The 11,991-nt window shown below is 73.1% G+C and carries 9 protein-coding genes; 6 read left to right on the forward strand and 3 right to left on the reverse strand.

Translation table 11 applies throughout. The features are described 5' to 3' along the window. Window positions 1-2: 2 nt before the first annotated feature. The 6 genes from pstS to GA0115234_RS33195 all read left to right on the forward strand — a co-directional run bounded on the left by pstS (window position 3) and on the right by GA0115234_RS33195 (window position 8,788). Window positions 3-1,706: a phosphate ABC transporter substrate-binding protein PstS gene (pstS, locus tag GA0115234_RS33170; RefSeq protein WP_202554418.1), complete on the forward strand. Its 1,704-nt coding sequence runs from the start codon at window positions 3-5 to the stop codon at window positions 1,704-1,706. Beyond that, window positions 1,703-4,162 (forward strand): hypothetical protein, encoded by a 2,460-nt coding sequence (locus GA0115234_RS41600; protein ID WP_107405827.1) that lies wholly within the window; start codon window positions 1,703-1,705, stop codon window positions 4,160-4,162. Before pstS ends, GA0115234_RS41600 begins: the two co-directional genes overlap by 4 nt. Before the next feature lie 221 nt (window positions 4,163-4,383). Further along, window positions 4,384-5,352, forward strand: a complete 969-nt coding sequence (locus GA0115234_RS33180; protein WP_202554419.1) for a substrate-binding domain-containing protein — start codon at window positions 4,384-4,386, stop codon at window positions 5,350-5,352. 98 nt (window positions 5,353-5,450) lie between these two features. Further along, window positions 5,451-6,815 (forward strand): Ig-like domain-containing protein, encoded by a 1,365-nt coding sequence (locus GA0115234_RS42600; RefSeq protein ID WP_093549140.1) that lies wholly within the window; start codon window positions 5,451-5,453, stop codon window positions 6,813-6,815. A 164-nt stretch (window positions 6,816-6,979) separates the two neighbouring features. Continuing rightward, a complete protein-coding gene (locus GA0115234_RS33190; RefSeq protein WP_107405828.1) occupies window positions 6,980-7,927 on the forward strand; it encodes a sortase in 948 nt (315 codons plus the stop codon). A 36-nt stretch (window positions 7,928-7,963) separates the two neighbouring features. Continuing rightward, window positions 7,964-8,788, forward strand: a complete 825-nt coding sequence (locus tag GA0115234_RS33195; protein WP_093549203.1) for a phosphate ABC transporter ATP-binding protein — start codon at window positions 7,964-7,966, stop codon at window positions 8,786-8,788. Window positions 8,789-8,827: 39 nt separating this feature from the next. On the opposite strand, the gene GA0115234_RS33200 is transcribed toward GA0115234_RS33195, so the two are convergent. From GA0115234_RS33200 to GA0115234_RS33210, 3 genes are all read right to left on the reverse strand, one after another. Beyond that, window positions 8,828-10,477 (reverse strand): phospho-sugar mutase, encoded by a 1,650-nt coding sequence (locus GA0115234_RS33200; RefSeq protein ID WP_093549144.1) that lies wholly within the window; start codon window positions 10,475-10,477, stop codon window positions 8,828-8,830. 59 nt (window positions 10,478-10,536) lie between these two features. Further along, entirely contained in the window at window positions 10,537-11,361 is an 825-nt protein-coding gene (locus GA0115234_RS33205; protein ID WP_093549146.1) for a purine-nucleoside phosphorylase, read from the reverse strand. A 102-nt stretch (window positions 11,362-11,463) separates the two neighbouring features. Beyond that, on the reverse strand, window positions 11,464-11,901 hold the full coding sequence (locus GA0115234_RS33210; protein WP_093549148.1) for a gamma-glutamylcyclotransferase: 438 nt from the start codon (window positions 11,899-11,901) through the stop codon (window positions 11,464-11,466). Window positions 11,902-11,991: the final 90 nt, after the last annotated feature.

An 11,991-nucleotide genomic window follows, 5' to 3' on the forward strand; every position in this document is an offset into this window, starting at 1 on the left:
CAGTGAGACCGGCAACCGTCTCCCGACTGACCATGGCGGTGGCGGCACTGGTGTGCGCGCTGCTCGCCCTGCACCCGACGACCGCCCAGGCCGCCTCGTACACCAAGATCAGCGGCGGGGGCTCCACCTGGAGCTCCAACGCGCTCGACCAGTGGCGCCGCAATGTCGCCGCCAACAGCGGCATGACGGTCAACTACTCGCCGGTCGGCTCCTCGGTGGGCCGTGAGCAGTTCAAGAACGGCACGGCGGACTTCGCCGTCTCCGAGATCCCGTACGGACTGACCGAGTCCGGGATGCGGGACGCGCCGCCCAGGCGCGGATACGCGTACATGCCGATCGTGGCCGGTGGCACGGCCTTCATGTACAACCTGCGGATCGGCGGCAAGAAGGTCACCAACCTGCGGCTCTCCGGCGAGGTCATCACCAAGATCTTCACCGGCACGCTCACGATGTGGAACGCCCCCGAGATCCGGGCCGACAACCCCGGTCTGGTGCTCCCGGCCCGCCGCATCATCCCCGTCGTACGCTCCGACGGCTCCGGTACGACCGCCCAGCTGACCACCTGGCTGGCCAAGGAGCACGGCGCGCTGTGGGACGCGTACTGCCGTCGGGCCGGGCGTTCCACGCCCTGCGGGATGACCTCGTACTTCCCGGTCGTGCCGGGCTCCTCGACGATCGCCAAGTCCGGTTCGCTCGGCGTCTCCGGCTACACCAAGCAGGGGCACGCCGAAGGCGCGATCACCTACGTCGAGTACTCGTACGCGATCAAGACCCACTTCCCGGTGGCGAAGGTGCTCAACGCCTCCGGCTACTACGTCGAACCGACCGCCTCCAGCGTCGCCGTGGCCCTGCTGAAGGCCCGGATCAACGAGGACAAGAACTCCGAGGACTACCTCACCCAGATCCTCGACGGGGTCTACCGCTCGGCCGACCGCCGCACCTACCCGCTCTCCTCCTACAGCTACATGATCGTGCCCACCGCGGCCGAGTCGCCGTTCACCGAGGCCAAGGGCAGGACGCTCGGCGCCTTCGCCAACTACTTCCTCTGCGAGGGCCAGCAGCAGGCCGAGGAGCTCGGCTACTCGCCCCTGCCCAAGAACCTGGTCGAAGCCGGATTCACCCAGGTCCGCAGGATCCCCGGCGCACCGGCCTCCTCCATCGACATCAAGAGCTGCCACAACCCCACCTTCTCCGCCGACGGCTCCAACACCCTCGCCAGGAACGCCCCGTACCCCAGGGCCTGCGACAAGCGCGGCATCACCCAGTGCGCGGACGGCACGGCGGGCGCCAAGGAGCAGACCCGGGTGAACCCCGGTGCGAACGGCGGCGGTTCCGGCGGCGGGGCCACCGGCGGCGGTACCGGCGGCGGCGCGGCTTCCGGGGGCGGTACCGGCGGCGCCGGGGCCGGGGGATCGTCGGGATCCTCCGCCGGTACGGACGGGGCGTCCGGCGGTACGGCGGGCGGGGCGGCCTCGGGCGCCGTCGACCCCGGCACCGGCGAGGCGATCGACTCCTCGGCCGGGGCGGGCGGCGGCGACGCCTCCGTCGTCGGCAACCCGGTCACCCTCGCCGCGGGCGGCTCACCGGGGCTGCGGGGCGTACTGATGGCGCTCTCCGCCGTCCTGCTCGTCGGCGTGGTCGTCGGACCACCGCTCACCGCACGGGCGCTCACCGCCCGCAACCGCCGCAAGGAAGGGCCGCGATGACCCACCGACAGCGCACCCGCCGACAGCCCGCCCGCCGACGCCTCGTCACCGGCGTCGGGGCCCTGCTCGCCGCCCTGGCGACCGCCCTGCTGCCGCTGCCCGCCACCACGCCCGCCGCACGGGCGGCGGCGGGCTCGGCGGTGACGGTGAGCGGCCACAAGGGCCCGTACGACGACTTCTCCGAGCTGAAGGTCACCGTCCACCAGACCGAACAGCTGCGGGGCCAGGGGGTGCGGATCACCTGGACCGGCGGCCGGCCCACGCAGGACGGCTTCACGTACGACTACCTCCAGATCATGCAGTGCTGGGGCGACGACCCCCGGGGGCCCTCGCGCGAGCAGTGCCAGTTCGGCGCCCAGGGCAGCGGCGGGCAGGGCGGCAACTGGACCGCGCTGCGCCAGATCGGGGTGGGGGCCGCCGACCCCGCCGAGAAGGAGTACGTGGGCAACGGCTCCGGCGAGTCCTACGTCCCGTTCCGCCCCGCCGACGGCGGACCCGCGACCACCGGGTCGCGGGACTGGACCTACTTCAGCTCGATCGACTCCAACGAGGAGCCCTACGCCGTCACGCACGCGGACGGCACCGGCGAGTTCACCTTCCAGCTGCAGTCCGGGCAGGAGGCCTCGCAGCTCGGCTGCGGCGAACCGGTGAAGAAGTCCGGCCGGACCGCGACCCGCCCCTGCTGGCTCGTCGTCGTACCGCGCGGCGGGCACGACGTGGACGGCGGGACCGGCTCGAACCACCGGCTGGAGACCTCGCCCCTCACCAGCACCAACTGGGCCCAGCGCCTCGTGGTGCCGCTGCACTTCCAGCCGGTCGGCAACACCTGCCCGGCCGACCGGGCGGAGCGCCGGGTGACCGGCTCGGAACTCGTCACCGAGGCGATCAGCTCCTGGCAGTCGACCCTCTGCGCGGGCGCGGGCAGCGCGAAGTTCGCGTTCAGCCAGAGCGGCGAGGAGGGCGCGCGGGACATCCTCTCCAGGCCCACCCCGGGCTCCCCGCACCTCGGCTTCACCGTCGACCCACTGCTCCCGCCGGAGGAGGAGGACGACGGGAGCGCGGTGCACGCGCCGGTGGCGGTCAGCGGACTGGTGGTCGGCTTCTTCGTCGAGATGCCGGGCTCCGGACAGCTCGCCTCGATGAGACTCACCCCGCGACTGCTCGCCAAGATGCTCACCTCGTCGTACCAGAAGGACGTCGTCAGCAGAGCCAAGGAACCCCCCGAGCACATCAAGGGAAATCCGCTCAGCCTCTTCCACGACGAAGAATTCAAGCAGCTCAATCCGGCCTTCAAGGACTGGGTTCCCTATCTGGCGCCGTCGAGCATCATGGTGCAGCTGGAGAGTTCCGACACCACCGAAATGCTGTGGAAATGGCTGCGGTCCGACAATGAGGCACGGGAATTCCTGGCCGGTACCCCCGACCCCTGGGGCACGAAGGTCAACCCGTACTTCCAGGAGCTGCACCTGGACACCGACACGAGCATGAACGACTTCCCCAAGGCGGATCCGACCCGCATCACCGTGACCGTCGGCGAGGAGTCCCTGGAGTACGGCACCACCGAGATCGCCCCGTACGTCCAGGACATGCACGAGGGCGCGCTGCGCACCCGCCGGGGCAACAACGGAGCCACCACCACCGCGGCCGCCGGGGGCAACGGCGCACCGGCCAAACTGGTCAACACGCCTCCGCTGGCCGGCCAGCGCATGGTGCTCGCGATCGTCGACGCCGCCTCCGCGGCCCGCTACGGACTCCAGACCGCGGCCCTGCGCAACGCCGACGGTCACTTCGTCGCCCCCACCCCCGCCGCGCTGCTCGCCGGAGTCACCGCCATGAAGGACTCGGCCGTTCCGGGCGTGCTCGCCCCGAACCCGGGCGGCGCCAGGGGAGGGGCCTATCCGCTGGCCTCCGTCGTCTACGCGGGCGCCTACACCGGCACCCCGGCGGCCGAGCGCAAGGACTTCGCCGGGCTGATCCGCTACGCGGCGGGGGCCGGCCAGACCCCGGGGGCCGCCGCCGGACAGCTCCCGCCGGGATACGCGCCGCTGCCCGCCGCCCTGCGCACCCGGGCGCTCGCCGCCGCGGACCGGCTCCAGCACCCGAAGGCCGCGCCGGGGAGCCCCGGCACGGGCGGACCGGGGGGCTCCGGCGGCTCCGGCGCGTCCGGCGGCGGGTCCGGAGGAGCGGGCGGCGGTACGGGCGGGGCCGGTGGCGGTACGGGCGCCTCCGGCGGGGGCGGCGCGGACTCCGGCACGGGCGGCCCGCCGCCGCACGGGGCGGGCCCCGGCGACCCGAAGCAGCAGAACGTCGCCGACTCCGGCGGCACGACCCCCGCCACGGTCCTCGGGATCGTCCGCTGGGTGCTGATCGGAGTGCTGCTCGCGGGCGGCGTCGCCGGACTTTCCGGACCCGTTCTGCTCCGCCTTTCGGCACGGAAATCCGTCCGGACCGGCTGAGTTCTCGATGCCAGGAAGAGCGCCTGCGGAACAGCCCTTAGGTGTCACCTCGTAAAGCATTTCGTAACCTGATCAACCGTCGCCGTTGGTGGCCGCCGATGACCGGATACGGAAAAGTCATCGGTGGCCGGTCGACGGGCCGGTGAAAAAAGAATTCAGAATTCTGCTTGAGCGTCCATTCCTTCCATTCCTCGTATCCGTATGCACGGAGGAGAACAGAAGTGAACGTCAAGTCCCGCGCACGCATCGGTGCCGTCGTCGGCACCGCCGCCCTCGCCCTCGGCGCCATGGCGGCCCCCGCCACGGCCGACCCGGCCGCCGGCAGCTACCGGGTCCTCGCCGGTGTCGGCTCGGACACCACCCAGGACGTCGTGAACGGCCTGGGCACCGCCGTCGACAACGGCACGCTGATCGCCTCGTACAACGCCCTCGGCACCCCGACGGTCAAGACCCGCGCCACCGGCTGCCAGATCGCCCGGCCCAACGGCTCCTCGGCCGGCATCGACGCGCTGCGCAACGCTGTGGACAACAACACCGGCTGTCTGGACTTCGCGCGCTCCTCGCGCGGCGTCGCGAACACCTCGTCCACCGACCTGACCTGGATCCCGTTCGGCAAGGACGCGGTCACCTTCGCCGTCCGCTCCGACAGCGCACTGCCCAAGGCGCTCACCAAGGCGCAGCTCGTCTCCATCTACACCTGCCAGACGACCTCCCTCAACGGTGTGGCGCTCACCCCGCTGCTGCCCCAGTCCGGCTCCGGCACCCGCTCCTTCTTCCTGGGACAGCTGGGCCTCACCGAATCCACCTTCGGCTCCTGCGTCGACGACACCGTCCAGGAGCACAACGGCGAGGCGCTGGACAGCGCGGGCGACATCGCCCCGTACTCGGTCGCGCAGTACATCGCGCAGAGCAACGAGCCGGGCGACGTCGTCGACCGGCGCGGCGCGGCCGTGCTCGGTTCGGTGAACGGGGTGGCGCCGCGGAACGCGGACGGCACCCTCAACACCGCCTTCCCCTTCAACCGCGACGTCTACAACGTCGTCCCGACCGCCAAGCTGACCGACCCGACGATCGCCGCCGCCTTCGTCGGCGCCACGTCCAAGGTCTGCAAGCAGAACGCCGTGATCGCCACGTACGGCTTCGGCACGATCGCCAACTGCGGCAGCACCGGCCTCCGGGGCGAGAGCTGACCACCACCCCGTAACCGCGCGACGGCCGGGCACCCCCAGGGTGCCCGGCCCCCACGCGTACCCACCACCACCGCATCCCATTGGGGGGACCGACCACCATGAGACACCTCGCACCACCGAGAACACCCGCCGCGCTGCTGCTCTGCTGCTCGCTCCTGCTGGCCGCGGCGGCCGCGGTCCTCGGTCTCGCGCCGACGGCCCGCGCCGAGGACGCGCTGGGCACCCTGACGTTCCCGGTCGCCTCGGGGATGACCGCCGACAACCCGACCTTCCCCCGTGTCACCACCGACGGCCCCTGCCCCGCCGAGAACGCCCAGCAGGTCTCCCTGGTGCTGGCCAAGCCGGGCGGTGGGACGGTCACCCTGGGGAAGACGACCGTCGGCGCCCCGTTCGACCAGGGGCCGTTCGGCGCCGACATCCCCGCCGGGAAGTCCCTCGAATCCCTGCTGCGGAGCTGGATCCCCGGCGGGTCCCTGGACGGTACGTACGACGTCCGGCTCATGTGCCGCGACGCCGCCAACATCGGCGGCACGTACTTCCCCGCGAAGATCCAGGTCACCGGCGACTCCTGGACCCTTCAGGCGGCCGCCGCCACCACGACCGCCCTCACCGCCGCCCCGGCCACCGCCCCCGCCGGGACCGAGGTCGTGCTGAAGGCCGCCGTCACGCCCCCGGCCGCCGCCGGGAAGGTCACCTTCCTGGACGGGACCACCGAGCTGGGCAGCGCCGACGTCGCCTCCGGGACCGCCGGGCTGAGGACGAAGACGCTGGCCGAGGGCGCCCACACGCTCACCGCGAGGTTCGTCCCGGCGGACTCCGGCGCCTACGCGGAATCCGTCTCCGCCGCCGTCGCCCACACCGTCACCGAGGCGGGCTCCTCGCCCTCCCCGGACCCGGGCGACACCGGCAGTCCCAGCCCGGACACGCCCGCCGACCTCGACGTCACCGACGCGGACGGCAAGGCGCTGGAGGCCAACCCGACGCTCACCGCCGGGCAGAAGGTCCTCATCACCGCCCGCGGCTACACCAAGGGCGCCAAGGTGAAGGTCGCCCTCGCCGACAGCGCGGCCGTCTTCCCCGACGCCACCGCCGACGCCGAAGGCACCGTCTCCGCCTACGCGTTCACCGTCCCGGCGGACATCGAGGACGGCTCGTACACCCTCACCCTCGCCGAGCCGGGGACCGGCGGCCACAGCGTCGAGTTCCTCTTCGCCATCGGTGACGCACCGGGCCCCGACCCGGGCCCGAGCGACACCGCGGGCGCGGACGACGGCGGGGCCTCGGGGTCGTCCACCGGAGGTTCGGCCACCGGCGGCTCGGGCGGCGGCCCGGACACCGCCACCGGCCCGCTCGCCTCGACCGGCACCAGCGCGCTCGCGCTCGGCACGGCGGCGCTCGCGCTCTGCGGGCTCGGCACCGCGCTCGTGCTGCACACCCGCCGCAAGGGCCTGCTCCGGTTCTGACGCACGGGGGCGGGGGCCCCGGCCCCCGCCCGCCCCGTGCGGGCTCCTGTCCGCCCCGTGCCGGAACGGGCCTCCGCCCGCCCCTCTCCGGTACCGGCCCCCGCCCGACCCGTTCCCGTACCGGCCTCCGCCCCCGACCCGCCCCGACGAGGAGCGCACCCGACGTGACGACCGTGCTGACCCCGCCGCCACCGGCGGCCCCCGCCCCACCCATCGCGCCGCCCCCGCCGGGGCCCGGAGCCGCGCCCCGGCCCCCCGCCCGCCCGGGTCTCGCCCTGGCCGGAGCGGCGCTCTGCGTCCTCGCGGCCGTCCTCCTCGGCTTCGCCGCCGCCCTCACGGTCGTCGGCCACCTCCAGCACGCCCGCGACCAGCGGACCGGCTACGCCGAACTGCGCGGACAACTCGCGCTCGGCACCGCCCCGGTGGGCCAGCGCACCTACGACGACAAGCCGATCGCCCCGGGGGCGCCCGTCGCCCTCCTGCGCATCCCCGCCCTCGGCCTGCGCGAGGTCGTCGGCGAGGGCACCACCTCCGGCATCCTGATGTCCGGCCCCGGACACCGCCGCGACACCCCGATGCCCGGCCAGGCGGGCACCAGCGTGATCATGGGGCGCCAGTGGGGGTACGGCAGCCCGTTCAACGGCCTGTCGAAGCTCCCCGCCGGGACGCGGATCGAGGTGACGACCGGTCAGGGCCGGGCCGTGTTCGCGGTGTCGGCGGTCCGGCGCTCGGGCGACAAGCTTCCGGCCCCCGCCGGGAACCGCGGCCGGCTCACCCTCGTGACCGCGTCCGGCAGCCCGTACACCCCCGCGGGCGTGCTCTACGTCGACGCCGAGCTCGCCACCCCCGTCCAGCCCAGCCCGCCCCGCCCCCTCCGCCTCGGCTGGATCGCCCCCGCCGAGGAGCCGCTCGGCGGGGAGAGCGGCGAGGGCGGAGCCTGGCTCGCGGTCTTCCTCTGGTCGCAGGCCCTGCTGGCCGCCGCGCTCCTCACGGTCTGGCTGCACCGGGTCTGGGGGAGCTGGCAGACGTGGATCACCGCCGTACCCGTGCTCACCGCGCTCGGCCTCGCGGTCGCCGGCGCCGCCACCAGGCTTCTCCCCAACCTGCTCTGAAAAAACAGGAGTTGACGCATCCCGATGACCGAGACCATGCCGCTGCCCGTCACCGCGCCGAACCGGGCGCGTACCGTCACCGCTTCCCCCGCCACCCTCGAAGCCGAGGCGGTGTCCGCCTGGTTCGGCGACCACAAGGTGCTGGACCGGGTCTCCCTGCACATGCCCGCGCTGGAGGTCACCGCCCTGATCGGCCCCTCGGGCTGCGGCAAGTCGACCTTCCTGCGCATCCTCAACCGGATGCACGAGCTGATCGGCTCCGCCTCCCTGGCCGGCCGGGTCCTGCTGGACGGCGAGGACATCTACGACCGGGGCCGCCGCATCACCCGCGCCCGCCGCGAGATCGGCATGGTCTTCCAGAAGCCCAACCCGTTCCCCGCGATGTCCCTGTACGACAACGTCCTGGCCGGTCTGAAGCTCAACGGCATCAAGGCGTCCAGGGACGGCCGGGACGACCTCGTCGAGGAGTGCCTGACCAAGGCGGGCCTCTGGCGCGAGGTCAAGGACCGGCTCCGCCAGCCCGGTGGCGCGCTCTCCGGCGGACAGCAGCAACGCCTGTGCATCGCACGGTCGTTGGCGGTACGCCCCCGGGTGCTCCTGATGGACGAACCCTGCTCCGCGCTCGACCCGACCTCCACCCGCCGGATCGAGGAGACCATCGCCGATCTCCGCGAGGAGGTCACCATCGTGATCGTCACGCACAACATGCAGCAGGCGGCGCGGGTCTCCGACCACTGCGCGTTCTTCCTCGCCGAACAGGGCACGCCCGGCGTCATCGTCGAACACGGCCCGACCGACGAGATGTTCAACTCCCCGCAGGACACCCGGACCGCCGACTACGTGAACGGCCGCTTCGGATGAGGCGGCGCGGGTGCGCCGCGCCGCCTCGTCCGCGCCCGCTCAGATCCCGGCCGCGGCCGCCAGATCGCGCTTGATCCCGGCGAGCAGCTCCGCCGCCTTCGCACGGGCCGCCGGCAGCTCGTCCGCCGAACCGACCGGCACCACGACCTCCAGGTAGCACTTGAGCTTCGGCTCGGTGCCGCTCGGGCGGACGATCACCCGGGCGCCCCGGAGGTGGTAGCGCAGCCCGTCCGTGGGCGGCAGCTGCTCCGTCCCCCGCGACAGGTCCTCGGCCGAGGTGACGGCGAGGCCCGCGAGTGCGGTCGGGGGCTGCTCGCGCAGCCGTGCCATGGCGTCCGCGATGACCGAGAGGTCCTCCACCCGGACCGACAGCTGGTCGGTGGCGTGCAGCCCGTGGTCGACCGCGAGGTCGTCGAGACGGTCGAGGAGCGTGCGCCCCTGCTCCTTCAGCACCGAGGCGAGCTCGGCGACGAGCAGGGCGGCCGTGATCCCGTCCTTGTCGCGTACGCCGTCGGGGTCGACGCAGTAGCCGAGCGCCTCCTCGTACCCGTACCGCAGGCCGTCCACCCGGGCGATCCACTTGAAGCCGGTCAGCGTCTCCTCGTGGCCGAGCCCCGCCTTCTCGGCGATCCGGCCCAGCAGCGAGGACGACACGATCGACTCGGCGAGGACACCGGTCGCGCCGCGGTCCACCAGATGGGCGGCGAGCAGCGCCCCGACCTCGTCGCCGCGCAGCATCCGCCAGCCGCCGTCGGCGCCCGGGTCCGGGACGGCGACGGCGCAGCGGTCGGCGTCCGGGTCGTTGGCGATGACGATGTCCGGGTCCGCACGGCGCGCGGTCGCGAAGGCGAGGTCCATCGCGCCCGGCTCCTCCGGATTGGGGAAGGCCACGGTGGGGAACGCCGGGTCGGGCTCCGCCTGCTCGGCGACGAGCACCGGCGCGGGGAATCCGGCCCGGTCGAAGGCGGCGGTCAGCACGGACGTACCGACCCCGTGCATCGCCGTGTACACGACGCGGGCGGTGCGCGGCGAGTCCGTGTCCAGCACGGAGTCCGTACGCGCCAGATAGGCGTCCAGGACCTCGTCGCCGAGGATCTCCCAGCCGTCCTCGGGGCGGGACACGCGGTCGAGCGGGCCGACCGCGGCGATCTCGGCGGCGATCTCGCCGTCCGCCGGGGGGACGATCTGCGAGCCGTCGCCGAGGTAGACCTTGTAGCCGTTGTCGCGCGGCGGATTGTGGCTGGCGGTCACCTCGACGCCCGCGACGGCGCCCAGGTGCCGGATGGCGTACGCGAGCACGGGGGTGGGGAGCGGGCGGGGGAGCACCGCCGCGCGCAGGCCCGCGCCGGTCATCACGGCCGCGGTGTCGCGGGCGAAGTCGGCGGACTTGTACCGGGCGTCGTACCCGACGACGACGAGACCGCCGCCCTGTCCCTGCGCCTTCAGATACGCGGCGAGCCCGGCCGCCGCGCGGATGACGACCGAGCGGTTCATCCGCATCGGGCCGGCCCCCAGCTCACCGCGGAGTCCGGCGGTGCCGAACTGCAGCGTGCCGGCGAACCGTGCGGCGAGCTCGTCGGCACTTTCGGCGGACCCGGACTCGATGAGCCGGGCGAGCTCGTCGCGGGTCTCGGGGTCGGGGTCCTCCGCCAGCCATGCCCTGGCCTGTGCGATGAGGTCCTGCTGCACGGTGTCCGCCTTCCTGCGGGTGCGTCGTGGGTGGGTGCGCGAGACCGGCCGGGGCCGGCTCAGATGCGTTCGAGGACCCGGGCCAGCAGCGAACCCATCCGGGTCGCCGAGTCCCGCCCCGCCTGGAGCACCTCTTCGTGGTTGAGCGGCTCCCCGCTCAGCCCCGCCGCGAGGTTGGTGACCAGCGAGATGCCCAGCACCTCGGCACCGGCCTCGCGCGCGGCGATGGCCTCCAGCACGGTGGACATGCCGACCAGGTCGCCGCCCATCACGCGGACCATGTTGATCTCGGCCGGGGTCTCGTAGTGCGGGCCGGTGAACTGCACGTACACGCCCTCTTCGAGGGTCTCGTCGACCTCCTTGCAGAGCGCGCGCAGCCGCGGCGAGTACAGATCCGTCAGGTCGACGAAGTTGGCGCCGACGATGGGGGAGGACGCCGTCAGGTTGATGTGGTCGCTGATCAGCACCGGCTGACCGGGGCGCATGCCCTCGCGCAGACCGCCGCAGCCGTTCGTCAGGACGACGGTTCCGCAGCCCGCCGCGACGGCGGTACGGACCCCGTGCGCGACGGCGGCGACGCCCCGGCCCTCGTAGAAGTGGGTGCGGCCGAGGAAGACCAGGACGCGCTTCTCACCGATCTTGTACGAGCGGATCGTGCCGCCGTGCCCCTGTACGGCGGGCGCCGGGAAGCCGGGCAGCTCGGTCACCGGGAACTCGGCCTCCGGGGTGCCGAGCGCATCGCCGGCGGGTGCCCAGCCGGAACCCATCACGAGCGCGACGTCGTGGGTCTCGGCGCCGGTCAGCTCGCGCAGGCGGGCGGCGGCGTCGGCGGCGGCGGCGTACGGGTCGCCCTGGATGTGGTCCGGAATAACTGATGCGTTCACGCGGACGAGGGTAGCCGGTGATTCCCTACGCGCGTAGATGCCCAGGAACAGAGTCTGCGCGAACTTACTCGTACTTTCACACAAAAAGGCTGGTCGACCGGGTCAGCAGGGGCGCTTGCGCAGTTCCATCACATAGTCGTGCGGGGCGCCCGAGGACTCCGCCGCATCGGCGATCTCGCCCAGATAGCGGGCGGACGGCAGCCCGCCCTCGTAGCCGTTGAGCACATACATCCAGGCCGGCTCCTCGCCGTCCAGGGTGTGCACCCGCACCCGCATCCGGCGGTAGATGTCGAGGCCGACGCCCTCCCACCGGTCCATGGAGTCCTCGTCCATCGGCGCCAGGTCGTACAGCGCCACGAAGACCTGGGAACGGGGTGCCTCCACCACCGTGGCGAGCGCGCCTTCCCAGCCCATCTGCTCCCCGCCGAAGGTCAGCCGCCAGCCGTTGAGCCAGCCGGTGCCGCGCAGCGGGGAATGCGGTGCGCGGCGCGTCATCAGCCGCGCGTCGAGGTTGCCGGCGTACGCGGCGTAGAGCGACATGGGTTCGAGGGTACGGGAGGGGAAGGGGAGAACGTCGACTCCGGTGCGGAAGACCCCTTACGGGGTTCCGCGGGCCGCCCCGGGCCCCGG

The organism is Streptomyces sp. DvalAA-43 (assembly GCF_900091725.1).
GTDB lineage: Bacteria > Actinomycetota > Actinomycetes > Streptomycetales > Streptomycetaceae > Streptomyces > Streptomyces pulveraceus.